Genomic DNA, 24,200 nt, shown 5'->3' on the forward strand with positions numbered 1-24,200 from the left:
CGAAGAGCAGATCATCTGGCTTCTGACCGACAAGCAGGCAAAACTTGCTGCGGGGCGGCACGATGCCCTCGGACGGTCTCTTGAACGACGCCCGAACGCCACGCCTTCAACCAAGCTAGGTGCTTTCCTGTCGCCCGCGTCTCCGTTACACGGCGTGCATGATCTGGAACCTGCCCAATGTGCTGACCGTCCTGCGCCTTGCGTCCGCGCCGGCGCTGGCGCTTGTCTTCGTGGTCCTGCCGCGGCCCTTGTCCGACTGGGCGGCGCTGGCCCTGTTCGTCGGGGCGGCGATCACGGACTGGTGCGACGGGTATCTCGCGCGGCGCTGGAACCAGACCAGCCGTTTCGGTGCGATGCTCGATCCGATCGCGGACAAGGCCATGGTCATCACCGCGCTGGCCCTTCTGCTTGCGTTGTTCCGTCTCGATCCCTGGCTGCTGGTGCCCGCAACGGTCATCCTGTTCCGCGAGGTGTTCGTGTCCGGCCTGCGCGAATTTCTCGGACCCGATGCACACCGGTTGAAGGTCACGCCGCTGGCCAAGTGGAAAACCACGGCGCAGATGGTGGCCATCACGCTGCTGTTCCTGTCGCTTGCCCTTGGCGGCCAAGACGATGCGCTTCCCGGCCAGGCGGCACGGGCGACCGGGGTTCTCGGTCTTGCCTTGTTCTGGATCGCCGCTGTCCTGACCGCGATCACCGGTTGGGATTATTTCCGGAAATCCCTGCCCTTCCTTGCCGAGCCGCGTCCGTGATCCGATCCGGCTCCACGCCGTGCGAAGGTGACGGCTTCCAGACCGAGGCGCCGACATGACACCCGAACAAGACCAGACACTCGACATCCTGTATTTCGCCTGGGTCCGCGAACGCATCGGCGTTGCGCGCGAGCAGGTCACGACCTCCGCCGCTACGCCCCGCGCGCTTGTGGCCGAACTCGCCGCGCGGGACGACCGGTATGCCGCGGCTCTTGCCGATCTCGGTGCCTTGCGCGTTGCGATCGACCAGACGCTGTCGGATCTCGATGCGTCCCTCGCCGGCGCACGCGAGGTGGCGATCTTTCCGCCCATGACCGGGGGCTGATCGGCGCCATGGCCAGGGACATATGCCTACTTGATGGTCCCTTCGACCCCGGGGCCGAACTGACAGCCTTCACCGCCGCCAATCCGGGGGCGGGCGGGGTTGTCAGCTTCACCGGTATCGTCCGCGATGCCGACACGGGCGGGTTGCAGCACATGGAGATCGAGCACTATCCCGGCATGACCGAGGCCGCGCTGGCGGATATCCGGGCACGCGCCTGTGCGCGCTGGCCGTTGTCCGGCGCCTTGATCGTGCATCGCCACGGCATCCTGCGCCCGGGCGAGGTCATCATGATGGTCGCCACAGCCGCGCGCCACCGCGCCGACGCCTTCGCCGCGGCGGAATACCTGATGGATTACCTGAAGTCCCGCGCGCCGTTCTGGAAGAAGGAAGTGACCGGAAACGGCGCCGCCTGGGTCTCGGCACGCGATGCGGACGAGGATGCGCTGGACCGCTGGGACCGACCGGCTCAGCCCGCGTGACCGGCCCGCCGCAATTCGGCGCGCAGCGCCTCGCTGTCATGCCGCGCCTCGCGCAGCCCGTCCATCGCCGCGCGCAACTCGGCCTCGGCCTGTGTCAGTTGCGCCCCCAGGCGCGTCTCGACCGCGATCCGCTCGGCCAGCGCCGCGTCGCGGGCTTCCTCGGCATCGTGCAGCGCTTCGGCCATCGCCTCCAGTTCGGACAGGTCCGATTTCGACACGTGCGACAGGCGGCTGACCAGCCAGTGGGTCAGGAATCCGAGCAGGAACGCCCCGAAGAGAAGGATCGCCGTCGCGATCACGAGTTCACTGCGGTCCATCTTCGCCGTCTCCTGCTGTCGTCGCCTGTTCTGCCGGGGGTGCGTCCTGCGATGCCGGGGCGGGCGGCCCCTGCAACGGGTAGCGCAGGCTGAAATCGATCCGGCGGTTCGCCTCGCGCCCGTCCTCGGTGTCGTTGTCCGCCACGGGGCGCTCCTCGCCATAGCCGACGGCGGTCAGCGATCCCACCAGCACCCGTTCCGCCATCAGCGCGTTCAGGACAGCGTCGGCGCGGGCCTGGCTCAGCTCGGCGTTCATTTCGGCGCGGCCCTGGCTGTCGGTATGCCCGCCGATCTCCATCGCGACGCCTTCGCAGTCGCGCAACGCCGCCGCGATCCGGCGCACGATCCCCAGTGCCGCGCCATCGAGCTCCGTGGACCCCGGCCCGAAGGTGATCTTGTTCCGCGCCTGTATCGCCTGCACGCGGCCCAGGCATTCCTCGGGCGTCGGAAGGGCGGCCACCGGATCAAGCTCCTCCGCGTATTCGATGTCGATCTGAAAGGCCTCGGACGGGCCGAGCGCGGCTGTCAGCCGTGCCGCCAGATCCGCCTGCAAGGCCGGATCGCCCGTCGCGCCGGTCAGAAGGATCATCGCGGGGGTCACGCTCAGCCGTCCGCGATCCAGCCTGCTGAACGCGTCCAGCCCGGCCAGCACCCGCAGGCCCCAGCCCTCTGGCAGGTCGGACCGGCGGCGCAGGGCGAGGGTCAGCCTGTCCGGGTCGAACCGCGCGGCAGCGAACCCCCCCACGAGATCGTCGGACATCGTATCCGGCAGCGGACCGCGCACCTGAACCAACCCCTCGGGGCTGCGCGTGGCCGAGAAGGTCGGCGTGGCCGTTCCGCCGGCCGCGGCATCGGCGCCGCCGCGGTCGGCGGGCAGGGTGACGCGGTAACCCGCGGGCAGGTCGCGCTCCAACCCAGCGATGGCCGCATCGACCGCGGCGCGCGGGACGGTGGCATCCGGTGCCAGCGTCACCGTGATGTCCGACAGGGTGACCGCTCCCGCACCAAGCCCCTGCAGCGCCGCGATCGCCAGGGTCGCGACGCGATCCCAGTCGTCATCGGGTGCGCCATGGGCGACGGTGCAGTCCGCGGCGTCCTCGGGCAGACCGGCTGCCCGTGCCGCGGCGCGGATGCGCGCGGCACCGTCCGCGTCAGAGGCCGCGCAGGCGTCGAATCGTGCGACGCCGTCGTCCAGTCGCAACCGCATCACGAAGGGCGCGAGGACCGGGCGCGGCAGCGACAGTTCCGTGGACAGTTGCCAGCCCTCGGGCAACGCGGCGGCAAGGGTGGCGGCGAGATCCTCGGCCTGCGCGCGGTCATGGGCGAGCCCGGTCACGGTGATGTCCCGGCCCGTGACGACGGCGCGCCCGTCGCGCAGCCCCGCGACCCCGGTGAGGGCAAGCCGGGTCGCCGCCTCCCATCCCGCGGGTTCGGGATCGGCGCTGACCGTGACGATCTCGGACGACGCGAGGCCGGGCGCGGTGTCCGCGATGGCGTCCAGGAACCGGGTTTCGCCCGCTACCCCGCCCGGCAGCAGCCCCATCGCCGTCAGCGTGTCGCCGGTGCGCAGCAGTTCAAGCCGAAACGCGGGCGGCGGCAGATCCTGCGCCGGGGCGACGGTGATGGCGTCGCGCAACTGGTCCGGATTGACCTTTTCCGACACGGCCCGCAATGCGCGGAACCGCGCGGATTCGTCCGGCGCCGTGCCGCTGATCGTGGCCTGCAGCCCGTCGATGGACACGACCGCCCAGGAATGGCCGCCCTCGACCAGTTCAGCCGCGATCGCGTCGCGGTTACGGGTTTCGATCAGGTCTGCGGCCTGCTGCGCACCCCAGACGCTTCCTGCCGCCGCCGCGGCCAGCGCGATCAGGCGCAGCACGGGTTTCAGGCTGGAACGCATGGGCAACCTTTCCGGATCGGGCGTGCGCGCCGTCTCTAGGGCGTCAGCCGCGTGTTGGCAATCGTGGCACCGGAAGCCCCGGCGGGATGCCGCGCATCGCTACGCGGGCCCGATGCCCGCCAGCAGCACCGCCACCGCGAAAGCCGCGACCACCAGCAGCCCCGCATCGCGGTTCGACCGGAACAGCCGCAGGCAGCCGTCGGTGTCGTCGATGTCGAGCCTGCGCAACTGCCAGTGCATGTGCGCCCCCATGGCGAAGGGGCCGGCCATGGCGGCAACGGCGGGCAGGCTCAGCCGCGGGAAGGCCAGCAGCACCGCCACCACGAGCAGCGCCACGGTCGCCACCTGGAACGCGCGCAGCCAGCGCGCCGTGTCGGACCCGAACAGCCGTGCCGTGGACTTGACCCCGATCAGCGCGTCGTCCTCGCGGTCCTGATGGGCATAGATCGTGTCGTAGAACAGCGTCCACGCGATCCCCGCGAGATACAGCGCCACCGCTGCCGGGTGCAGCGCGCCGTGATGGGCGGTCCATGCCAGCAGCGCGCCCCAGTTGAATGCCAGCCCCAGGAAGATCTGCGGCCACCACGTGAAGCGCTTGGCGAACGGGTAGATGCACACGAGCGCGAGCGATCCTATTCCCAGCGCGATGGCCGTCCCGTTGAAGGTCAGCAGGATGCCGAAGGCCAGCAGCGACTGCGCACACATCCACGCGATCGCGGCGCGGACGCTCACCTGCCCGGACGGAATCGGGCGGCTGGCGGTGCGCGCCACGCTGCCGTCGATGTCGCGGTCGGTGATGTCGTTCCAGGTGCAGCCCGCGCCGCGCATCAGCCACGCGCCGACGGCGCAGCCCGTCACGATCCATGCGCCCAGCCAGCCAAGCCCGCCGCCGCTTGCCGCCGACAGCAGCACCCCCCACCAGCACGGCAGCAGCAGCAGCCACATGCCCACGGGCCGGTCGGCCCGCGACAGCCGCAGGTAGGGGCGGGTGCCGGGCGGCGCGAACCCGTCCACCCAGTTGCCGCGCACCGCGTCGGCGACGCGGCCCTGAAGGGTCTGCTCTGGCGCTTGGCGCGTGTGGGTCATATGACTGCCTCCATGTCGTCCGATCCGTCCCGCGTGGCCCGAACCCGGCTGTTCATCGACCAACCCCTGGCCGAAGGGCAGGTGGTGGACTTGCCGCGCGACCAGGCCCATTACCTGACAGGTGTCTTGCGGCTGGGGGCCGGGGCCGCCGTGGCCGTGTTCGATGGCCGCTCTGGCGAATACATGGCCCAACTGGCCGAGGCGGGCAAGCGATCCGCCCGGCTTGCGGTCGGCGCGCGGACATCACCCCTGCGGATGCCGCCCGACCTGTGGCTGGTCTTCGCGCCGATCAAGAAGGCGCGCACCGATTTCATCGTGGAAAAGGCGGCCGAGATGGGCGCGGCCCGCATCGTGCCCGTGCAGACCGATTTCACCAATGCCGAACGGGTCCGCCGCGACCGGCTTCAGGCCCATGCCATCGAGGCGGCGGAACAATGCGGCGGCACGTTCGTGCCGCCTGTCGATGACCTGCGCCCCCTGTCGCGGCTGCTGGACGACTGGCCCGAGGACCGCCAGTTGATGTTCTGCGACGAGGGGCTGGCCGGGCCGGTATCGGACCTGCCGGCCGCACCGGGGCCATGGGCCATTCTGATCGGGCCGGAGGGCGGGTTCAGCCCCGCCGAACGGACGCGGCTTCGGGATCATCTCAAAGCGCATCCCGTCAGCCTCGGCCCGCGCATCCTGCGGGCGGACACCGCGGCTGTGGCGGCGCTGGCGCTGTGGCAGGCGGCACTCGGGGATTGGCGGGCATGAACTGGTCCGCCTTCATCCGCCCCGAACTGCGCGCGGCCCTGCGCCGGTGGCGCGAGTCGCTGGCCGGTGCCGGGCTGTGCCTTGTGGCGTTCTGGGCATGGCTTGACGGCATCGGGATCGTCGCGTGGCTGGCCCTGCCGCTGGTCCTTGCGGGGGGTGCGCTGATCTGGACAGGGATTGTTCGTGGCCGGTTGCGTGGTCCCGGCACGGGTCCCGGCGTCGTGGACATGACCGAGGGGCAGCTTGCCTATTTCGGCCCGCTCGACGGCGGTGTCGTGGCCCTCGACCAGGTGCAGGCCATCGTGCTCGACCCGACCGGCAGGCCGCATCACTGGGTGCTGCACCGCACTGGCGACCCGCCGCTGCACATTCCCGTGACCGCGAAGGGCGCGGATACGCTGATCGACGCCTTCGCGGCGCTGCCCGGGTTCCGGCTGGAACGCGCCCTGTATCTGCGCGGCCCCGGGCGCGACGGGCTGCGCGTGATCTGGCAACGCGACGCCACAGCGCCCGTGCCGCTGGCACCGGGGCGGCGGCTGGACTGACCGGCGGCGGGCCGCGCCATTGACAGCCCCTGCGATCCGGGCCACCTGTGCGACCCGGAACAGGCGGCGGAGCAAAAGGGCATGTCCATTCCACAGACGGGCGGTGGTCCGATCGAACATCGCGACCAGCTGGCCGCCTATCTGGAAGCGGGCTGCAAGCCCAAGGACGACTGGCGCATCGGGACCGAGCATGAAAAATTCGGCTATTGCCGGGACACGCTGAACCCGCTGCCCTATGACGGTCCGCGATCGATCCGTGCCATGCTCGAAGGGCTCCGCGACCGGTTCGGCTGGGCCGAGATCCGCGAGGCCGGGCACCTGATCGGGCTGGAAAAGGACGGCGCGAATGTCAGCCTCGAACCCGGCGGGCAGCTTGAACTGTCGGGTGCGCCGCTCGTGTCGATCCACGAAACCTGCGACGAGGTGAACACCCATCTGCGCGAAGTGCGCGAGGTTGCGGACCTGATCGGTGTGGACTTCATCGGTCTTGGCGCCGCACCCATCTGGACCCATGACCAGATGCCGGTGATGCCCAAGGGCCGCTACAAGCTGATGACCGACTACATGGGGCGCGTCGGCACCCATGGCACGCAGATGATGTATCGCACCTGCACCGTGCAGGTGAACCTCGACTTCGCGTCCGAGGCCGACATGGTGCAGAAACTGCGCGTGGCGCTGGCGCTGCAACCCGTGGCCACGGCACTCTTTGCCAATTCGCCCTTCTTCGAGGGCAAGCCCAACGGGCACAAGTCGTGGCGGTCGCGCATCTGGCGCGATCTCGACCCGGACCGCACCGGCACGCTACCCTTCGTGTTCGAGGCCGGCATGGGGTTCGAGCGGTGGGTGGACTACGCGCTCGATGTGCCGATGTATTTCGTCTACCGCGACGGGAAATACCTCGACGCGCTGGGCCAGTCCTTCCGCGATTTCCTGCGCGGCGAACTGCCCGCCCTGCCGGGCGAGATGCCGACCCTGTCGGATTGGGCCGACCACCTGACCACGATCTTCCCCGAGGCGCGGATCAAGAAATTCATCGAGATGCGTGGCGCCGATGGCGGGCCGTGGCGGCGGCTCTGCGCGCTGCCGGCGTTCTGGGTCGGGCTGACGTATGACCAGGGCGCGCTCGATGCCGCGTGGGACCTGTGCCGCGACTGGGATGCTGACACGCGCGAGGCATGGCGCGTCGCGGCGTCGGTGGACGGGCTGCAGGCCCGCGTCGGCGGCATGTCGATGCGCGATATCGCGCGCGAGGCCGTCGCGATCGCCGAGGCTGGGCTGAAGGCCCGCGCGATCCCCGGCGCGGGCGGGATGATCGCGGACGAAACCCATTTCCTCAATGCGCTGCAGGAAAGCGTCGAAAGCGGGCGAACCCCCGCCGACGAGTTGCTGGAACGCTACCACGGTGACTGGAATGGCGACCTGACGCGGATATACGCCGACTACAGCTACTGACCCCGCTCAGGCGAGTCCGGTCACCAGCCCGTCGATCAGCCGCACGAGATCGCCGAAATAGCCCTGCGACCGGGCGGGGCGTGTCGGGTCCGACGTGATCACCACGGTCAGCCCCCGCTGCGGCACAACGGCCACGACCTGCCCGCCATAGCCGCGCGCCAGCGCATAGGCCGCCCCGTCCGTGCGCCCAAGGAACCAGCCGAGACCGTAGCCCAGCCCCGACCACGGCGAGCGGGTACGCGCGCGAAAGCTGTCGCGGACCCATCCCGCCGACAGAACGCGGGTGCCATCCCACGTACCGCCCAGCCGGTACATTTCGCCGAAGCGGGCCAGCGCCATGGGCGACAGCGCCATCTCGTTGCCGCCCATGTAGAAGCCCTGCGGATCGCGGGTCCAGGCGGGGATGTCGATGCCCAGGGGGCGGCCCAGCCAGCCGCGGGCCAGCGTCAGCAGGCTGTCGCCCGTCACCTCGGCCAGCACCGCGCCCAGCACATGGGTCGTGCCCGTGGAATACAGCATCTGCGCACCGGGGTCGGCCACCACGGGCCGCGACAGCGCGTCGGCCACCCAGTTGCGGCTGCCGACCCAGCCGCCGTAATTCGCGCCGGAGGTCCGCTCCAGCCCCGCCTGGAGGGTGACGAGGTCTTCGATCGTGATGCGCGCCACCCGTGGATCTGCCCCGGCGGGGATCAGCCGGGGCGCCACGTCGCCCAGCGTCGCCTCCAGCCCCGGCAGCGCGCCCCGATCGATGGCGGCTCCGGTCAGTGCCGCGACCACGGTCTTCGACACGGACTTGACGTTGACCGGCGTGCCGAGCCCCGGCCCGCGCACCCGCTCGGCCAGCACCGTCTCGCCATCGCGGAGCACGACCAGCGCGTTCAGCTGGTCAAGCATGCGGGCCTGCTCTGCCGCCGCCGCAAGCGCCGCATCCTGCGCACGGGCGCCGCGCGCAAGTGACAGCATGGGCGCGGCAAGGGCCGCGGTCAGCATCGCGCGGCGGGGCAGACGGGGTGCTATGGCTTGAATTCCCATGTCCTTAGTGTCGTCCGCCTGTGCCACAGTGCCAGTCACGTCTGCGCGACCGCGTCCGCGAACGGATCGTCCGGGTAGCCCACATGCGCTAGATACAGGCCCTGCGGCGGGCAGACCGGCCCGCAGGCCGCGCGGTCGCGGGCCATCAGCGCCGCGGTCACGTCGTCAGGGGTCCACGCGCCCGCGCCGACCCGCTCCAGCGTGCCCACGAAGCTTCGCACCTGATTGTGCAGGAAGCTGCGCGCGCGCACGTCGAAACGGTACTCGATCCCGTGCGGCACCGGATGGGCCGTGACCGTCAGCCGGTCGAGCGTCTTCACCGGGCTCGCGGCCTGGCAGATGGTCGAGCGGAAGGTGGTAAAGTCGTGGTGCCCGATCAGCCTGTCGGCCCCCGCCTGCATGGCCGCCACGTCGAGGGCGTGGCGCACCTGCCACACGAGGCCCGCGTCGTGGGTCGCGGGGGCGCGACGTGACAGCAGGCGAAACACGTAGCGCCGCTCCAGCGCCGAGAACCGCGCATGCCAGTCGTCTGCCACTGCCGCCGCCGCTACCACGGCCACGGGTGCAGGCTTCAGATGGTGGTTCAGCGCGGCCATCAGCCGGAACGGTGCCCAGTCGCGGGCGAGGTCGGCATGGGCCACCTGGCCCCAGGCATGGACCCCCGCATCGGTCCGCCCGGCGGCGGCGATGCTGCCGACTTGCGGATCGACCCGCTGTAGAGCCGCCTCGACCGCGCCCTGAACCGAGGGCTGGTCGCGCTGGCGCTGCCAGCCGGCGAAGGGGCCGCCGTGGTACTCGATCTTCAGGGCAAAGCGGGGCATCGCCCCCGATTACCCGCGCGGGCCGGGGGCGGCAAGCCGGACCGATGCAGCGCGGGCTGGCATTGTGCCGCCCAGCCCCATAGATGTTGCCCGGAACACGAGAGCACGAGGGACAACCGGTGGTTCTGGGACGGCTGGCAGACGAGGTGACGCGCGGGATCGAAGGCCTCGGCCAGACCGTGAACGACACGCTGTTCGACCCGACCCTGCGGCTGGGCGTGACCGGGCTGTCGCGCGCGGGCAAGACGGTGTTCATCACGTCGCTCGTGGCCAACCTGATCGACCGCGGGCGGATGCCGCAACTGGCCGCCGCTGCCGACGGGCGCATCCTCACGGCGTTCCTTCAGCCTCAACCCGACGACACGGTGCCGCGCTTCGACTACGAGTCGCACCACGCCGCCCTGACCGCCCCCGACCCGCACTGGCCCGAAAGCACGCGCGCGGTATCGCAATTGCGCCTGTCGCTGCGGCTGCGGCCCGGCGGGCTGCTGGGCGGCGTGACCGGGCCGCGGACCGTCCATCTGGATATCGTGGACTATCCCGGCGAATGGCTGCTCGACCTCGGACTGCTGGGCAAGAGCTATGACCAGTGGTCGGCGGATGCGCTGGCGCGGATGGACGACCGGCCCGGCGGTCCTGCGGCGCGGGACGCGCTGGCCGCCGCCGATGGCGCGGCGCGGCTGGACGAAGGCACCGCGCAACGGTTTGCGCAGGGGTTCACCGGCTATCTGAGGGCGGCGCGCGCGGCGGGGTTTTCGGACTGCACGCCGGGGCGGTTCCTGCTGCCTGGCGAGATGGAGGGCTCGCCCGTGCTGACATTCGCGCCGCTGCCGCCGGGGCCTGCGCGCCGCGGCAGCCTGCGGGCGGAGTTTGCGCGGCGTTACGACGCCTACAAGTCCCGCGTCGTGCAGCCGTTCTTCCGCGATCACTTCGCGCGGCTCGACCGGCAGATCGTGCTGGTGGATGCGCTGGGCGCGATCCATGACGGCCCCCGCGCGGTGGAGGATCTGCGCCGCACCATGGCCGACACGCTGGGCGCGTTCCGCCCCGGTGCCAACAGCTGGCTCGGGCGGCTGCTGGGCGCACGGCGGGTCGATCGCATCCTGTTCGCCGCGACCAAGGCCGATCACCTGCACCACAGCCAGCACGGGAAGCTGACCGCGATCATGGCGGCGCTGGTCAAGGACGCCCGCGCCCGCGCCGATTTCGCCGGTGCGAAGACCGAGGCGATGTCCATCGCCGCCCTGCGTGCCACGGTGGAGGAAACCCGCGACCATGACGGGCGCAGCCTCGACGTGGTGCGGGGGCGGTTGCTGGACGGCGGGCGACAGGCGGCGTTCCATCCCGGCGATCTCCCCGAAGACCCCGGCGCGCTGCTGTCGGCGGCGCGGGACGGATCGCCCGCGTGGCTGGGGGACGACTACGCCTTCATGCACTTCGCCCCCGCGCGGCTGACCCTGCGCCCGGGCGAAGGCCCGCCGCATATCCGGCTGGACCGCGCCGCCCAGTTCCTGCTGGGCGACCGGCTTTGAAGGAGGCTGATATGGGAACGCCCAAGGGCCCGGTGCTGATCGAACTGGACGACGACGCGCAGGCGGCCCCGTCCCCCGCCGACGCGCCGCCGGTGCCGGATGCGATGGGGACCACGCCGGAGGCCGCGGCGATGCAGCGGCTTGCGCGGCTTGGCGCGCGGCCGCGCAACCGGCTGGCGGCGTGCTTCTGGGGGCTTGCGGGGGCGCTGGTGGCGACCTTCACGGCGCTTGCATTGTGGGGCGCGGTCGATGCGCTGCTGGCGCGCAGCGCGGTGCTGGGCTGGGCGGTCAGCGGACTGCTCGTGGCCTTCGGGCTTGTCTGTGCGGCGATTGCCCTGCGCGAGGCGGCGGCCTTCGGGCGGCTGGCGCGGATCGACCGGTTCCAGCACCGGGCCCGCGATGCGCTGGCCGGGGACGATCTGTCTGCGGCGCGGGCGCTGTCCGTGGATCTGGCCGCGTTCTACGCAGGGCGGGCGGAACTGGAACTTGGGCGCGACGGGCTGACGGCGCAGGCCGAGGCCAGTTTCGATGCCGATGCCGTGCTGGCGATGACCGAGCGCGCGCTGCTCGCGCCGCTCGACGCGCAGGCCCGCGCGCAGGTGGAGGCGGCGTCGCGCACGGTGGCCACTGTCACGGCGCTGGTGCCGCTGGCGCTGGCAGACGTGATCGCGGCGGCGACCGCCAACCTGCGCATGATCCGCGGCATCGCGGAAATCTATGGCGGGCGCGCGGGCACGCTGGGCACGTGGCGGCTGATGCGCGCGGTGCTGACCCATCTCGTGGCCACGGGGGCGGTGGCGGTGGGCGACGACCTGATCGGGTCCGTGGCGGGCGGGTCGGTCCTGAGCCGCGTATCTCGCCGCTTCGGCGAGGGCGTGGTGAACGGCGCGCTCACGGCCCGCGTTGGCGTGGCGGCGATGGAGGTCTGCCGCCCGCTGCCGTTCCGCGCGGCGCCCCGTCCGTCGGTGGGCGGGCTGGTGAAGCGCGCATTGGCGGGACTGTTCGGGCAAGGCTGACAGGGTGGCAACCTTCATGCCTCCGGCAGGGATGCTTCGGGACAGAAGAGGCGCGCGCGCAGACGGCTTTACGCGCGCCGGGGCGGTGCCTATAAGCGCGGGCATGACGGGGATACGTGCCATCATCGCGCGAATTACCGGCCCGGCGCTCTGAGAGAGTTGCCGGGACAAGGCGCATGGCCTGCCGCGCCGCACCGAAACCCATCGCCTTCCAGCTCTTTCCGGGAATGATACCCCATGTCGTCCGAGACGCTTGACTACAAAGACACGCTGAACCTGCCCCAGACGGATTTCCCGATGCGCGCGGGATTGCCGAAGCGCGAACCCGACTGGCTTGCGCGCTGGGAACGGATCGGGGTCTATGACCGGCTGCGCGCGGCGGCTGACGGGCGCACGCCCTTCGTCCTGCATGATGGCCCGCCTTACGCCAACGGGCACCTGCATATCGGCCACGCGCTGAACAAGACGATCAAGGACATGATCGTGCGCAGCCACCAGATGATGGGCTACGACGCGCGCTACGTCCCCGGCTGGGATTGCCACGGCCTGCCGATCGAGTGGAAGATCGAGGAGAAATACCGCGCCAAGGGCATGGACAAGGACGCCGTGCCGGTTGTGGATTTCCGCCGCGAATGCCGCGAGTTCGCCGCCGGCTGGATCGACGTGCAGCGCGAGGAGTTCAAGCGGCTGGGCGTGACCGGCGCGTGGGACCGTCCCTACCTGACCATGGATTTCCATGCCGAGCGGGTCATCGCGGCGGAGTTCATGACGTTCCTGATGACCGGGGTGCTCTATCAGGGGTCGAAGCCCGTGATGTGGTCCCCCGTGGAAAAGACCGCGCTGGCCGAGGCGGAGGTGGAATACCACGACCGCCAGACCGACGCGATCTGGGTGAAGTTCCCCGTGATGCGCGGCGGCAACGCGCCCATGCCGCTGGACGAGCCGTCGGATTTCGACGGTGCGAACCAGGCGATCCTCGCGGCGGACCTGCGCGCCGCGTCGGTTGTGATCTGGACCACCACGCCCTGGACCATTCCACAGAACCGAGCGATCTGCTTCGGGCCGGAGATCGGCTACGGGCTTTACGAAGTGACCGGCACGCCGGACGAATGCTGGGCCGCTGTCGGGGACCGGTTCGTGATGGCCGACGCACTGGCCGAACAGGCACTGGTGTCGGCGCGGCTGGAGCCGGGGCAGTTCACGCGTCTGCGCTATGTCACCCCGGCCGAGTTGGCGGGCCTGACCTGCGCCCATCCTCTGCGCGGGGCCGAAGGTTCTGACGGCGAATGGGATTTCGACGTCCCGCTGCTGCCCGGCGACCATGTCACCGACGACGCTGGCACCGGCTTTGTCCATACCGCGCCCAGCCACGGCGACGACGACTATGCCATCGGGCGGGCGCATGGTCTGCCGATGACGTTCAATATCCTCGACGACTCGTCCTTCCGACCGGACCTGCCCTTCTTCGCGGGGGAGCGGGTGATCGCCGAAAACGGCAAGCCGGGCGGCGCCAACAAGGCTGTGATCGCCAAGCTGACCGAGGTGGGCGGCCTTCTCGCGCGCAAGCGGATCACGATTTCCGACGCCCATTCATGGCGGTCCAAGGCGCCGGTCATCCGGCTCAACCGTCCGCAATGGTTCGCCGCCATCGACCGGGCAGTGGGTGACGGAAAGGATACCCACGGCACCACGATCCGCGAACGGGCCCTGACATCCATCGACAAGCTGGTGACATGGACCCCGCGCAGCGGCCGCAACCGGCTGTATTCGATGATTGAGAACCGCCCGGATTGGGTGCTGTCCCGTCAACGGGCCTGGGGCGTGCCGCTGACCTGTTTCACCAGGCGCGGGGCCAAGCCGGACGACCCGGATTTCCTGCTTCGCGACGCGCGGGTGAATGCCCGCATCCTCGCGGCGTTCGAGACCGAGGGCGCTGATGCATGGTACATGGACGGCGCCAAGGAACGCTTCCTTTCGCCCGACCACGACCCGGATGACTGGGACAAGGTGGACGATATCCTCGACGTGTGGTTCGACTCTGGCTCGACCCATGCCTTCGTGCTGCGCGACCGCGACGACGGCACGCCGGACGGCATCGCCGACGTCTACATGGAAGGCACCGACCAGCATCGCGGCTGGTTCCATTCGTCGATGCTGCAGGCTTGCGGCACGATGGGGCGCGCGCCCTATCGCAACGTGGTCACCCACGGCTTCACGCTGGACCAGAAGGGTAACAAGATGTCCAAGTCGCTGGGCAACACCATCGCGCCCGACGACATCGTGAAGCAATACGGGGCCGATATCCTGCGGCTCTGGGTGGCGCAGGCGGACTATACCGCCGACCAGCGCATCGGGCCGGAAATCCTGAAGGGCACCGCCGACAGCTATCGGCGCTTGCGCAACACGCTGCGGTTCCTGCTGGGCAGCCTTGGCGATTACCGGCCCGAACTTGCGGTCGCGCGCGACGACATGCCGGAGCTGGAGCAATACGTGCTGCACCTCGTCGAAGGGTTGGATCGCCACGTGAAGGCGGGCTACGCGGCGTTCGATTTCCAGGGCGTGTTCCAGAAGGTGTTCCAGTTCGCCACGGTGGACCTGTCCGCGCTCTATTTCGACATCCGTAAGGACGCGCTGTATTGCGACGGGGATGACAGCCTTGACCGGCGCGCCGCGCTGACGGTGCTCGACATTCTCTTTCACCGGCTGACGACGTGGCTGGCGCCGATCCTCGTCTTCACCATGGAAGAGGTCTGGCTGGAACGCTTCCCCGGTGACGACAGTTCCGTGCATCTTCAGGACATGCCCCAGACGCCCGAGGGCTGGCACGATCCGGCGCTCGCCGAACGCGTCGAAGCCCACCGCGCCGTGCGCCGTGTGGTGACCGGCGCGCTGGAGGAAGCCCGCCGCGACAAGGTGATCGGCGCGTCGCTGGAGGCGGCGCCGGTGGTGCATCTGCCCGCCGACACGGCGTCAAAGCTGGACCCGGCGAATTTCGCCACGCTCTGCATCACGTCGGACATCACGCTGACGACGGACCCAGTGCCGGCGGGCGCGTTCCGCCTGCCCGACGTGCCGGGCGCGGGGGTGGTCTTCGCGCGGGCCGAAGGCCAGAAATGCCAACGCTGCTGGAAGGTGCTGCCGGATGTGGGCACCCATGACCACGCGGATGTGTGCGGACGCTGCAACGATGTGCTCGGCAAGTGACATCTCGGCGGTGTTGATGGACCTTGCCCATCGGCGCGGGGCGGGCAGGACATTCTGCCCGTCCGAGGCCGCCCGCGCGCTCGCCGCTGACTGGCGCCCGCTCATGCACCCCGTGCGGGCCGAAGCCGCCCGGCTGGCGGCGCAGGGGCGGCTGGTGGCCACACAGAAGGGGCAGCCGGTCGATCCGGTGGCCGCGCGCGGCCCGATCCGGCTGGGGTTGGCGCCGTGATCCTCGGCATCGGGACGGATCTGGCCAATATCGACCGGATCGCAGGGACGCTCGATCGGTTCGGCGACCGCTTCAAGACGCGGGTCTTCACCGAGACCGAACAGCGCAAGGCCGAAAGCCGCGCGGACGTGGCGGGCACCTATGCCAAACGCTGGGCCGCGAAGGAGGCCTGCTCCAAGGCGCTCGGCACCGGGCTGCGCATGGGGATCGCGTGGCGCGACATGGCCGTGTCGAACCTGCCCACGGGCCAGCCCGTGATGGCAGTGACCGGCTGGGCCGCGGCGCGTTTGGCCGAGATGACCCCGCCGGGTCATGACGCAATCATCCATGTCACCCTGACCGACGACCACCCATGGGCGCAGGCCTTCGTGGTGATCGAGGCGCGCCCGCGCCCCGCCGACCGCCACGCTTCTTGACTCCCCATGCCCCCGCGCCCATGAAGCGCCGGACCGAGGGCACAGGCAGGACAGCAGGCATGGCAACCAGGGCCGAAAAAGACAGCGGCATCGTCGAGACCATCAAGACGGTGGTCTATGCACTGCTGATCGCGGGCGTGTTCCGCACGCTGTTCTTCCAGCCCTTCTGGATCCCGTCGGGGTCGATGAAGGACACGCTGCTGATTGGGGATTTCCTGTTCGTCAACAAGATGGCCTATGGCTATTCGCAGCATTCCTGCCCGTTCTCGGCCTGTGGCTTCATCAATGACCGATGGTTCGCCAGCCAGCCCGACCGTGGCGACATCGTGGTGTTCAAGCATCCCGTGACCGGCAGCGATTTCATCAAGCGGCTGATCGGCCTGCCCGGCGACACGGTGCAGATGCGGGACGGGGCGCTTTACCTGAACGGTGCGCGGGTGCCGACCGAATCCGGCGGCATTTTCGTGGAACCCTATGAAAAGCAGGGTCCCGCGGGCAGCTTCCCGCGTTGCGAGAACGGCCCCGTGGGCATCGGTGGCGCGTGCGAAAAGACCCGCACCATCGAAACCCTGCCGGGCGGTGTCAGCCACGCCATTCTCAATATCGGCGCGGGGCCGCTGGACAACACGCCGGTCTATACCGTGCCGGAGGGGCATTTCTTCTTCATGGGCGACAACCGCGACAATTCCGTGGACAGCAGGGTGCCGCAATCGGCGCGCGGTGTCGGCATGGTGCCGTTCAAGAACCTGATCGGGCGCGCGGACCGGGTGATGTTCTCGTCCGCGGGGCGGTCGATCTTCTTCGTGTGGACCTGGCGGGGCGACCGGTTCTTCAAGGGGCTGAACTGAGCCTTGGCGCTGTCGGCGGAACAACGGGCCTTTGCGGGGCGGTTGGGGCATGATTTCGTGCGGGGTGACCTGCTGCAATCCGCGCTGACCCACGGGTCCGTCGCCACGCCCACGCGCGGCGACAACCAGCGGCTGGAATTCCTCGGCGACCGGGTGCTCGGACTCGTGATGGCCGAGGCGCTGCTGGAGGCCGATACCACCGCTGCCGAGGGGTTGCTGGCGCCGCGCTTCAACGCGCTGGTGCGCAAGGAAACCTGCGCCGAGATCGCGCGCAGTGTCGGTCTAGGCGACGTGCTGCGGCTGGGCCGGTCGGAAATGCTGTCGGGCGGCCGCCGCAAGGAAGCGCTGCTGGGCGACGCCATGGAGGCGGTCATCGCCGCCGTCTATGTCGATGGCGGGCTTGACGCCGCGCGGGACATGATCCTGCGCCTTTGGGGCGACCGCATCCGGTCGGTCAAGGCCGATGCGCGGGACGCCAAGACCGCGCTGCAGGAATGGGCGCAGGGCCGCGGGATGCCGCCGCCGCACTATGAGCAGTTGGGCCGCACCGGGCCGGACCACGCGCCGGTCTTCACCATCCGCGTGGTGCTTGAGTCGGGCGCGGACGAAACGGCACAGGCCCGCACCAAGCGGCAGGCGGAACAGGCCGCGGCGCAGGCGCTGCTGGCACGGCTGGAGGCCGGGGACGATGACTGACACAGGTGGCGGCAGCGAAGAAGGGCAGGGCACCCGCGCGGGGTTCGTCGCGCTGATCGGCGAACCGAACGCGGGCAAGTCCACGCTTCTCAACCGCATGGTGGGCGCGAAGGTGTCCATCGTCACCCACAAGGTGCAGACCACACGCGCGCGTATCCGCGGCGTGGCCATCGACGGCGCCACGCAGATTGTCTTCGTCGATACGCCGGGCCTGTTCCGTCCGCGCCGAAGGCTGGACCGGGCGATGGTGGCCGCCGCCTGGGGCGGGGCGGCGGATGCCGATATCGTCGTGCTGCTGATCGAGGCCCATCGCGGGATCACCGATGGCGTGGAGGCGATCCTCGAGTCTTTGGCAGATCGGTCGGGCGGGCACCCGGTGGCGCTGGCGATCAACAAGATCGACCGGGTGCAGGCCGCGACGCTGCTGAAGCTGACCGAGGACATGAACGCGCGCTTTCCCTTCGTGCAGACCTTCATGATCTCGGCGGAAAAGGGGTATGGCGTGGATGACCTGCGCGGCTGGCTGGCGGCGGAACTGCCCGAAGGCCCGTGGCTTTATCCCGAGGACCAGATCGCCGATCTGCCCATGCGCATGATCGCCGCCGAGATGACGCGCGAGAAGCTGACCCTGCGGCTGCACCAGGAATTGCCTTACCAGCTGACCGTCGAGACGGAGCAATGGGAAGAACGCAAGGATGGGTCGGCCCGCGTCGACCAGGTGGTCTACGTGCTGCGCGACGGGCACAAGGGCATCGTGCTCGGCCACAAGGGTGAGACGATCAAGGCCGTGGGCCAGGCCGCCCGTGCCGACATGGAGGAATTGCTCGGCCGCAAGGTGCACCTGTTCCTGCAGGTGCGCGTGCGCCCCAACTGGCTGGAAGAATCCGAGCGATATTCCGAGATCGGTCTGGATTTCCGCGATGGCGATGCCTGAACCGCGGCTCTCTGCCGGGCTGTGGGTGGCGGCCTATCTGCGCCGGCTACAGTTGGCCGACATTCCCGCCTATGTCACAGCCAAGGGCGATCCGACCGCGGGCGCCGTGATCGTCAAGTGCGCGCGTCTGGACGGCACGGCCCGCGCCAAGGCACGCCGCTTCGATCCGGCGACGGGCGGTCGCGTCTGGGACGTGCTGGCCGACGGCCCGGAAGCGGAGGTCGATGCCAGCCTTGCCCGCCAGCGCGGCTTCGATCCGGACCTTTGGGTGATTGAGGTCGAATCCCGCGACGGGCGCGACCTGCTGGACGAGCCTGGCCTGTCCGAGTGAGCCCTTGCAAATCCGCGCCACCGGGATAGCCAAGGGTCATGGACTGGCGCGAAGACGGCGTGCTGCTGGCGGTGCGCCGCCATGGCGAAAGCGCCGCGATCATCGAGGTGTTCACCGAATCACACGGCCGCCATGCGGGCGTGGTGCGCGGTGGCGCGGGGCGCAGGCTGGGCCCGGTCCTGCAACCCGGTGCGCAGCTTGACCTTGCATGGCGCGCGCGCCTTGAGGACCAGCTTGGCAGCTTCACCGTCGAACCCCTTCGCAGCCGGGCCGGGGCGCTGATGGGGGCCCCGCTAGGGCTGGCGGGCCTGTCGAGCGTCTGCGCGCTGCTGGCCCATGCGCTGCCGGAACGGGCGGCCTATCCCGCGCTCTACCACGAAAGTCGCACGCTGCTGGACCTGATCCCGGCGACCGACGCCTGGCCGCTGGCCTACCTGCGGTGGGAGGTCGCGTTGTTGTCCACCATGGGGTTCGCGCTGGACCTGACCCGCTGCGCCGTGGCCGGGGCCAGCGATGGCCTGGCCTACGTGTCCCCGCGCACGGGCCGGGCCGTCAGCACGCAGGGCGCGCGCGGCTACGAGGACAAGCTGCTGCCCCTGCCGCCCTGCCTGCTGGGCGAAGGCGACGCCACGAATGCCGAGATCGCAACGGGCCTGCGCGTGACGGGTCATTTCCTGCACCGCGAGATCGGTCCGCAGCGCCCCGGCCAGCCCTTTCCCCCAGCGCGGCAACGCTTGCTGGACCGTCTTGCCCGCAGCGCCGGGTGACACCCTCGGCACCCGACACAAAGAAGCCCCGGGCTTGACCCGGGGCCTCCTGCCGTCTTGCGCCGACACCGCTGATCAGGCCAGCAGGCGTCGCGCGATCACCTGCGCCTGGATCTCGGCCGCACCCTCGAAGATGTTCAGGATGCGCGCGTCGCACAGCACGCGGGAGATCGCGTATTCCAGCGCGAAGCCGTTGCCGCCGTGGATCTGCAGACCGTTGTCGGCCGCGGCCCAGGCCACCCGCGCGCCCAAGAGCTTGGCCATCCCGGCCTCCAGATCACAGCGGCGGCCTTCGTCCTTTTCCATCGCCGAGAAATAGGTAAGCTGCCGTGCGACCATGATCTCCACCGCCATCATCGCCAACTTGCCCGACACGCGCGGGAAGGCGATCAGCGGCTTGCCGAACTGCTTGCGGTCCTGCGCATACTGCATGGAGATATCGAGCGCCGAGCACGCCACGCCCACGGCCCGCGCTGCGGTCTGGATGCGCGCGGATTCGAAAGTCTCCATCAACTGGGCGAAGCCCTTGCCTTCTTCGCCGCCCAGAAGGTTTTCGCCCTTGACGTGGAAATTGTCGAAGGCGATCTCGTATTCCTTCATGCCGCGATAGCCCAGCACCTCGATCTCGCCGCCTGTCATGCCCTCGGTCGGGAACGGGTTGGCGCAATCGCCGGGGGTCTTTTCGGCGATGAACATCGACAGACCCTTGTAGTTGTCCGTCGCGGGGTCGGTGCGCGCCAGCAGCGTCATGATCTGCGTGCGCGAAGCGTGGGTGATCCAGGTCTTGTTGCCGGTGATGCGATAGTCATCGCCGTCCTTCACCGCGCGGGTGCGCAAGCTGCCGAGATCCGATCCGGTGTTCGGTTCGGTGAAGACAGCCGTCGGCAGCACCTCGGCGCGGGCGAGTTTCGGCAGCCATTTCTGCTTCTGGTCGTCGGTTCCGCCGCAGAGGATCAGTTCCGCCGCGATTTCCGATCGAGTGCCGAGCGAGCCCACGCCGATATACCCGCGCGACAGTTCTTCCGACACCACGCACATGGAGGCCTTGGACAGCCCGAAGCCACCGTATTCTTCCGGGATCGTCAGGCCGAACACGCCCATCTCGGCCAGTTCCGAAATGATCTCCATCGGGATGAGTTCATCCTTCAGGTGCCATTCATGGGCGTCGGGCAGAACCCGGTCGACCGTGAAGCGGCGGAACTGTTCGCGGATCATTTCCAACTCGTCGTCGAGGCCGGACGCCCCCACGGTCACGTTGGCCGACTGTTCCTGCATCAGCGCCACGAGCCTGGTGCGCGCGGCCTGCGTATTGCCCGCCTGCGTCAGCGTGCGCACGGCGTCGGTCATCAGCACCGACTGGTCGTCCTGGCTCAGCCCCATGTCCTGCGGGCGGACGAATTCGCCCTGGTTCATGGGAATACCGCCATACATCTGCCAGAGGTACTCGCCAAAGGCGATCTGCTGGATCAGTTGCTCCGTCTCGCCGAACTTGCCCTCGCCATTCAGCTTTTCGGCCCAGGCCTGCATCTGGCGCAGGGACTCGACGTAGGTCGCCAGCCACGCCAGCCCGTGCGCGGCGGTCTGGTGCATTTCGATCAGGCCGCCAGACACGCGGCCGTCTTCGGTCACCAGCCCAGCGACAGATGCCTTGGCACGGTCCAGCAGCGTCTGCGCGGGCTTCAGCGCGGCGCCCGTCAGTGTCAGGAGATCGTCCAGCACCGGGTTTTCAGCGTCGGCAATCGGCACGGTCTGTCCGTCATGGGCCATGAATCGGTTCCTTTTCTCTGATCTCGCCTCGCATACGCATTTCGCAGTTGCAGCGCAACAAATTTTCAAAACTGGCGCAATAGTTGATGGATTATGACCCTCAGACTTTTTGCACTGCCGCGTCAGCGGGTGCATATAGCGCGGGCTGCCCACTGGAAAATGCTTATGTCCTTGCTTGCGCTCGGGTCCGCGACCCTTCTTGCCGCCACTGCGGTCACGCTTGTGGCGAGTTTCGTCAAGGGCGCTGTCGGCTTTGCCATGCCCATGATCATGATCTCGGGGCTGGCCAGTTTCATGCCGGCCGAGCAAGCGCTTGCGACGCTCATCGTCCCCACGTTGCTTGCCAATCTGTGGCAGGGGCTGCGTGGCGGATGGGCGCAGGTCCTGTCAGTGCTGCGCGAGTTTCGCCTGTTCCTGGCCGTGCTGCTGGTGGTCATCGCCCTGTCCGCGCAGACGGTCACGTCGCTGCCGCCCGGGGTGATGTACCTGGTGCTGGGCGTGCCGATCATCATGTTTTCCGTGCTTCAGCTTCTGGGATGGGCGCCGCGCGTGTCGGCGGCGCGGCGGTGGATGGCCGATATCGGGATCGGCGGTCTGGCGGGGCTGTCGGGCGGTCTGTCGGGCGTCTGGGGGCCGCCCACGGTCCTGTACCTGACGGCGATCGACGCACCCAAGACGCGGGCGATCGCCATGCAGGGTGTGGTCTATGGTGCCGGGGCGGTCGTTCTGCTGCTGTCGCATCTGCGCTCCGGGCTGCTGAACGAAGCGACCATCCCGCTGTCGCTGGCGATGGTTGTGCCGATGGTGCTGGGCGTGTGGGTCGGGCAGCAGGTGCAGGACCGGCTGGACCAGCGCCGGTTCCGCCGCGCCATGCTGGTCGTTCTGATGGTCGTGGCGTTGAACCTGATCCGCCGCGGGCTGGGCGACATGGGCCTGGTGTTGTAGCCGCCCCATGCGACTGCGGCGACCGGCAAGCTGCCGGGGTGCGGATCGGGCAAAGGCGCGCAGGCCTTGCGCCATTGCCCGGACCCCTTCACCCGACGGCGATCCAGCCCTGCGCCAGCACCCGATGGTGCCCCGATACTGCGCCCTCACCCAATGGCGACGGCCTTCACGTCTTCGTCGATATGGGCGACATACTGCGCGAAGTTCTCGGCGAACATGTCCACCAGCTTGCGGGCCTGCGCGTCATACGCGCTCTTGTCCGCCCAGGTGGACCGGGGGTCGAGCAGCCGCGCATCCACGCCTTCGACCGTCACCGGCACGTCGAAACCGAAATTCGGATCCTTGCGGAAGGTTGATTCCGACAGCGAACCGTCAAGGGCAGCGGTCAGCAGTGCGCGAGTGGCGGCGATAGGCATGCGCGACCCGGTGCCGAACGCGCCGCCGGTCCAGCCGGTATTCACCAACCAGCAGGTGGCGCCATGTTTGGCGATCTTGTCGCGCAGAAGGTTGCCATAGACCTCGGGGCGCATGGGCATGAACGGCGCGCCGAAACAGGTCGAGAACACGGGCGTGGGTTCGGTCACGCCGCGTTCGGTGCCCGCCATCCGCGACGTGAAACCGGACAGGAAATGGTACATCGCCTGCGCGGGGGTCAGGCGGCTGATCGGTGGCAGCACGCCGAACGCGTCGCAGGTCAGCATGATGATGTTCTTTGGATGTCCCCCAAGCGCGCTGTCAGACGCGTTCGAGATGTAGTCGAGCGGATAGGCGCAGCGCATGTTCGGCGTCAGGCTGTCATCCTCGAAATCCAGATCCTTGGTTTCCGGGTCGAACACCATGTTCTCGATGACGGTGCCGAACTTTGTCGTCGTGGCAAAGATCTCGGGCTCGGCCTTTGGCGACAGGCTGATGGTCTTGGCATAGCAGCCCCCTTCGAAGTTGAAGGTGCCGCGATCGGACCAGCCGTGTTCGTCGTCGCCGATCAGCGTGCGCGCCGGGTCCGCGGACAGCGTGGTCTTGCCGGTCCCCGACAGCCCGAAGAAGATCGCCGTGTCCACCGGGTTGCCGTTCGCATGGTTGGCCGAGCAGTGCATCGGCATCACGCCTTTTTCCGGCAGCAGGTAGTTCAGAAGCGTGAACACGGATTTCTTGTTCTCGCCCGCATATTCAGTGCCGCCGATCAGGATCATCTTCTTTTCGAAGTTGAGCGCGATCACCGTGTCAGACTTGCAGCCATGGCGCGCCGGGTCGGCCTTGAAGCTCGGCACGTTGACGATGGTGAATTCCGGCACGAATCCGTCAAGCTCGGCGCGCGCGGGACGGCGCAGCAGGTGACGGATGAAAAGGTTATGCCAGGCCAGTTCGGTCACCACCCGCACGTCCAGCCGCAGCACCGGGTCCGCGCCAGCATACAGGTCCTGCACGAAGAAATCGCGCCCCTGCATGTGCGCCAGCATGTCGGCATGGAGCGCGTCGAAGCCTTCGGGCGACATCTCGGCGTTGTTGTCCCACCAGATCCTGTCGGCAACGTCCGGCGTCTTGACCACATGCTTGTCCTTGGGCGACCGGCCCGTGTATTTTCCGGTCGTCACCAGCAGCGTTCCGCCCTGGCCAAGCGTTCCCTCGTCGCGCCGGATGGCCGCGGACACGAGATCGGGTTCGAGAAGGTTGTAATACACCGCGCCGAGCCCCGTCATGCCCTGATGTTCCAGCGTGTGCTTGGGGTTCACTCGACCATGTTCCATGTGCCAACTCTCCGAAAACGCCATGCGCGGCGCTTGCTTGCCTGTTTCGCGGGGCATTGATGCGGCGCAACCCGTCCGGGCCGTCCGCACGTCCGCGCGGGTGACCCTGTCGCTATACCATGCCAGTTTCCCCGAAAAACAGGGCGGTTTCTAACAGTTAGCGCAATCTCCACCATGTTTGCGCAACCAAATGCCGACAGGATTAATCGCCGGGGCCCCGTTTGGCGCAATCATATGACCAGTTCGCCGGGTTCGGTGCCGTTGCGGCGATCCGCGTGTCCGCGCCTCGGTGCGCGGCGGCACGGCCC

At 68.9% G+C, this 24,200-nt stretch carries 24 protein-coding genes; 17 read left to right on the plus strand and 7 right to left on the minus strand.

Translation table 11 applies throughout. From position 1 onward, the window contains the following. Positions 1 to 158: 158 nt before the first annotated feature. From pgsA to DDE13_RS01045, 3 genes are read left to right on the plus strand one after another with little or no spacing between them, the layout of a single operon-like run. Positions 159 to 752: a CDP-diacylglycerol--glycerol-3-phosphate 3-phosphatidyltransferase gene (gene pgsA, locus DDE13_RS01035; RefSeq protein WP_111400888.1), complete on the plus strand. Its 594-nt coding sequence runs from the start codon at positions 159 to 161 to the stop codon at positions 750 to 752. Between the two features lie 55 nt (positions 753 to 807). Next, entirely contained in the window at positions 808 to 1,077 is a 270-nt protein-coding gene (gene moaD / locus DDE13_RS01040) for a molybdopterin converting factor subunit 1 (RefSeq protein ID WP_111400889.1), read from the plus strand. A gap of 8 nt (positions 1,078 to 1,085) precedes the next feature. Next, entirely contained in the window at positions 1,086 to 1,556 is a 471-nt protein-coding gene (locus tag DDE13_RS01045) for a molybdenum cofactor biosynthesis protein MoaE (RefSeq protein ID WP_111400890.1), read from the plus strand. Here the strand turns inward: DDE13_RS01045 and DDE13_RS01050 are convergent. The 3 genes from DDE13_RS01050 to ubiA all read right to left on the minus strand — a co-directional run bounded on the left by DDE13_RS01050 (position 1,544) and on the right by ubiA (position 4,859). Continuing rightward, entirely contained in the window at positions 1,544 to 1,873 is a 330-nt protein-coding gene (locus tag DDE13_RS01050) for a hypothetical protein (RefSeq protein WP_111400891.1), read from the minus strand. The genes DDE13_RS01045 and DDE13_RS01050 overlap by 13 nt on opposite strands. Continuing rightward, positions 1,860 to 3,773, minus strand: coding sequence for an OmpA family protein (locus DDE13_RS01055; RefSeq protein WP_111400892.1), 1,914 nt, complete (start codon positions 3,771 to 3,773; stop codon positions 1,860 to 1,862). The genes DDE13_RS01050 and DDE13_RS01055 overlap by 14 nt, the downstream gene beginning before the upstream one ends. 99 nt (positions 3,774 to 3,872) lie before the next feature. Continuing rightward, on the minus strand, positions 3,873 to 4,859 hold the full coding sequence (gene ubiA / locus DDE13_RS01060) for a 4-hydroxybenzoate octaprenyltransferase (protein WP_111400893.1): 987 nt from the start codon (positions 4,857 to 4,859) through the stop codon (positions 3,873 to 3,875). A 12-nt stretch (positions 4,860 to 4,871) separates the two neighbouring features. Between ubiA and DDE13_RS01065 the strand changes: the two genes are divergently transcribed. The 3 genes from DDE13_RS01065 (at position 4,872) to DDE13_RS01075 (ending at position 7,609) form a co-directional block, all read left to right on the plus strand. Next, positions 4,872 to 5,612, plus strand: coding sequence for a 16S rRNA (uracil(1498)-N(3))-methyltransferase (locus tag DDE13_RS01065; protein ID WP_111400894.1), 741 nt, complete (start codon positions 4,872 to 4,874; stop codon positions 5,610 to 5,612). Then, positions 5,609 to 6,157, plus strand: coding sequence for a hypothetical protein (locus DDE13_RS01070; RefSeq protein ID WP_111400895.1), 549 nt, complete (start codon positions 5,609 to 5,611; stop codon positions 6,155 to 6,157). The genes DDE13_RS01065 and DDE13_RS01070 overlap by 4 nt, the downstream gene beginning before the upstream one ends. Positions 6,158 to 6,238: 81 nt before the next feature. Next, the gene (locus DDE13_RS01075; RefSeq protein WP_111400896.1) at positions 6,239 to 7,609 is read left to right on the plus strand and encodes a glutamate--cysteine ligase; all 1,371 of its coding nucleotides are present in this window, start codon (positions 6,239 to 6,241) and stop codon (positions 7,607 to 7,609) included. Positions 7,610 to 7,615: 6 nt separating this feature from the next. On the opposite strand, the gene DDE13_RS01080 is transcribed toward DDE13_RS01075, so the two are convergent. After that, a complete protein-coding gene (locus DDE13_RS01080) occupies positions 7,616 to 8,641 on the minus strand; it encodes a serine hydrolase domain-containing protein (protein WP_394340274.1) in 1,026 nt (341 codons plus the stop codon). Between the two features lie 35 nt (positions 8,642 to 8,676). Then, on the minus strand, positions 8,677 to 9,462 hold the full coding sequence (gene truA, locus DDE13_RS01085; protein WP_111400898.1) for a tRNA pseudouridine(38-40) synthase TruA: 786 nt from the start codon (positions 9,460 to 9,462) through the stop codon (positions 8,677 to 8,679). Between the two features lie 119 nt (positions 9,463 to 9,581). Here truA and DDE13_RS01090 point away from each other — a divergent pair, with 119 nt between their 5' ends. The 10 genes from DDE13_RS01090 (at position 9,582) to recO (ending at position 19,435) form a co-directional block, all read left to right on the plus strand. Continuing rightward, the gene (locus tag DDE13_RS01090; protein WP_222626001.1) at positions 9,582 to 10,994 is read left to right on the plus strand and encodes a YcjX family GTP-binding protein; all 1,413 of its coding nucleotides are present in this window, start codon (positions 9,582 to 9,584) and stop codon (positions 10,992 to 10,994) included. A gap of 11 nt (positions 10,995 to 11,005) precedes the next feature. Then, a complete protein-coding gene (locus DDE13_RS01095) occupies positions 11,006 to 12,010 on the plus strand; it encodes a YcjF family protein (RefSeq protein WP_111400900.1) in 1,005 nt (334 codons plus the stop codon). A gap of 237 nt (positions 12,011 to 12,247) precedes the next feature. Further along, positions 12,248 to 15,214 carry an isoleucine--tRNA ligase gene (gene ileS / locus DDE13_RS01100; RefSeq protein WP_111400901.1) on the plus strand — a complete coding sequence of 989 codons (2,967 nt, stop codon included), beginning with the start codon at positions 12,248 to 12,250 and terminating at the stop codon, positions 15,212 to 15,214. Continuing rightward, positions 15,198 to 15,443 carry a DUF3253 domain-containing protein gene (locus tag DDE13_RS01105; protein ID WP_111400902.1) on the plus strand — a complete coding sequence of 82 codons (246 nt, stop codon included), beginning with the start codon at positions 15,198 to 15,200 and terminating at the stop codon, positions 15,441 to 15,443. Before ileS ends, DDE13_RS01105 begins: the two co-directional genes overlap by 17 nt. Continuing rightward, the gene (acpS, locus tag DDE13_RS01110) at positions 15,440 to 15,859 is read left to right on the plus strand and encodes a holo-ACP synthase (protein ID WP_111400903.1); all 420 of its coding nucleotides are present in this window, start codon (positions 15,440 to 15,442) and stop codon (positions 15,857 to 15,859) included. The genes DDE13_RS01105 and acpS overlap by 4 nt, the downstream gene beginning before the upstream one ends. A 59-nt stretch (positions 15,860 to 15,918) precedes the next feature. Next, positions 15,919 to 16,707, plus strand: coding sequence for a signal peptidase I (lepB, locus tag DDE13_RS01115; protein WP_111400904.1), 789 nt, complete (start codon positions 15,919 to 15,921; stop codon positions 16,705 to 16,707). 3 nt (positions 16,708 to 16,710) lie between these two features. Continuing rightward, positions 16,711 to 17,403, plus strand: a complete 693-nt coding sequence (rnc, locus tag DDE13_RS01120; protein ID WP_111400905.1) for a ribonuclease III — start codon at positions 16,711 to 16,713, stop codon at positions 17,401 to 17,403. After that, on the plus strand, positions 17,396 to 18,337 hold the full coding sequence (era, locus tag DDE13_RS01125; protein WP_111400906.1) for a GTPase Era: 942 nt from the start codon (positions 17,396 to 17,398) through the stop codon (positions 18,335 to 18,337). Before rnc ends, era begins: the two co-directional genes overlap by 8 nt. Continuing rightward, positions 18,330 to 18,668, plus strand: a complete 339-nt coding sequence (locus DDE13_RS01130; RefSeq protein WP_111400959.1) for a DUF1491 family protein — start codon at positions 18,330 to 18,332, stop codon at positions 18,666 to 18,668. The genes era and DDE13_RS01130 overlap by 8 nt, the downstream gene beginning before the upstream one ends. Before the next feature lie 38 nt (positions 18,669 to 18,706). Continuing rightward, on the plus strand, positions 18,707 to 19,435 hold the full coding sequence (gene recO / locus DDE13_RS01135) for a DNA repair protein RecO (protein WP_111400907.1): 729 nt from the start codon (positions 18,707 to 18,709) through the stop codon (positions 19,433 to 19,435). Between the two features lie 75 nt (positions 19,436 to 19,510). On the opposite strand, the gene DDE13_RS01140 is transcribed toward recO, so the two are convergent. Continuing rightward, positions 19,511 to 21,202: an acyl-CoA dehydrogenase family protein gene (locus DDE13_RS01140; protein ID WP_111400908.1), complete on the minus strand. Its 1,692-nt coding sequence runs from the start codon at positions 21,200 to 21,202 to the stop codon at positions 19,511 to 19,513. 165 nt (positions 21,203 to 21,367) lie between these two features. Here DDE13_RS01140 and DDE13_RS01145 point away from each other — a divergent pair, with 165 nt between their 5' ends. Continuing rightward, positions 21,368 to 22,147, plus strand: coding sequence for a sulfite exporter TauE/SafE family protein (locus DDE13_RS01145; RefSeq protein WP_235868531.1), 780 nt, complete (start codon positions 21,368 to 21,370; stop codon positions 22,145 to 22,147). Between the two features lie 146 nt (positions 22,148 to 22,293). On the opposite strand, the gene DDE13_RS01150 is transcribed toward DDE13_RS01145, so the two are convergent. Then, the gene (locus DDE13_RS01150; protein WP_111400910.1) at positions 22,294 to 23,892 is read right to left on the minus strand and encodes a phosphoenolpyruvate carboxykinase; all 1,599 of its coding nucleotides are present in this window, start codon (positions 23,890 to 23,892) and stop codon (positions 22,294 to 22,296) included. Positions 23,893 to 24,200: the final 308 nt, after the last annotated feature.

This window comes from Meridianimarinicoccus zhengii, from assembly GCF_003254465.1.
In the GTDB taxonomy this organism is placed as follows: Bacteria; Pseudomonadota; Alphaproteobacteria; order Rhodobacterales; family Rhodobacteraceae; genus Meridianimarinicoccus; species Meridianimarinicoccus zhengii.

Bases quoted from the DNA above. Each gene is read 5' to 3' on its own strand.
- lepB (WP_111400904.1), top strand. From the start codon at position 15,919: ATGGCAACCAGGGCCGAAAAAGACAGCGGCATCGTCGAGACCATCAAG.
- ileS (WP_111400901.1), top strand. From the start codon at position 12,248: ATGTCGTCCGAGACGCTTGACTACAAAGACACGCTGAACCTGCCCCAG.
- DDE13_RS01050 (WP_111400891.1), bottom strand. From the start codon at position 1,873: ATGGACCGCAGTGAACTCGTGATCGCGACGGCGATCCTTCTCTTCGGG.
- moaD (WP_111400889.1), top strand. From the start codon at position 808: ATGACACCCGAACAAGACCAGACACTCGACATCCTGTATTTCGCCTGG.
- ubiA (WP_111400893.1), bottom strand. From the start codon at position 4,859: ATGACCCACACGCGCCAAGCGCCAGAGCAGACCCTTCAGGGCCGCGTC.
- DDE13_RS01070 (WP_111400895.1), top strand. From the start codon at position 5,609: ATGAACTGGTCCGCCTTCATCCGCCCCGAACTGCGCGCGGCCCTGCGC.
- DDE13_RS01095 (WP_111400900.1), top strand. From the start codon at position 11,006: ATGGGAACGCCCAAGGGCCCGGTGCTGATCGAACTGGACGACGACGCG.
- recO (WP_111400907.1), top strand. From the start codon at position 18,707: ATGGACTGGCGCGAAGACGGCGTGCTGCTGGCGGTGCGCCGCCATGGC.
- DDE13_RS01055 (WP_111400892.1), bottom strand. From the start codon at position 3,773: ATGCGTTCCAGCCTGAAACCCGTGCTGCGCCTGATCGCGCTGGCCGCG.
- DDE13_RS01140 (WP_111400908.1), bottom strand. From the start codon at position 21,202: ATGGCCCATGACGGACAGACCGTGCCGATTGCCGACGCTGAAAACCCG.
- truA (WP_111400898.1), bottom strand. From the start codon at position 9,462: ATGCCCCGCTTTGCCCTGAAGATCGAGTACCACGGCGGCCCCTTCGCC.
- DDE13_RS01080 (WP_394340274.1), bottom strand. From the start codon at position 8,641: ATGGGAATTCAAGCCATAGCACCCCGTCTGCCCCGCCGCGCGATGCTG.
- pgsA (WP_111400888.1), top strand. From the start codon at position 159: ATGATCTGGAACCTGCCCAATGTGCTGACCGTCCTGCGCCTTGCGTCC.
- DDE13_RS01130 (WP_111400959.1), top strand. From the start codon at position 18,330: ATGCCTGAACCGCGGCTCTCTGCCGGGCTGTGGGTGGCGGCCTATCTG.
- DDE13_RS01075 (WP_111400896.1), top strand. From the start codon at position 6,239: ATGTCCATTCCACAGACGGGCGGTGGTCCGATCGAACATCGCGACCAG.
- DDE13_RS01045 (WP_111400890.1), top strand. From the start codon at position 1,086: ATGGCCAGGGACATATGCCTACTTGATGGTCCCTTCGACCCCGGGGCC.
- DDE13_RS01150 (WP_111400910.1), bottom strand. From the start codon at position 23,892: ATGGAACATGGTCGAGTGAACCCCAAGCACACGCTGGAACATCAGGGC.
- era (WP_111400906.1), top strand. From the start codon at position 17,396: ATGACTGACACAGGTGGCGGCAGCGAAGAAGGGCAGGGCACCCGCGCG.
- DDE13_RS01065 (WP_111400894.1), top strand. From the start codon at position 4,872: ATGTCGTCCGATCCGTCCCGCGTGGCCCGAACCCGGCTGTTCATCGAC.
- DDE13_RS01145 (WP_235868531.1), top strand. From the start codon at position 21,368: ATGTCCTTGCTTGCGCTCGGGTCCGCGACCCTTCTTGCCGCCACTGCG.
- DDE13_RS01105 (WP_111400902.1), top strand. From the start codon at position 15,198: ATGTGCTCGGCAAGTGACATCTCGGCGGTGTTGATGGACCTTGCCCAT.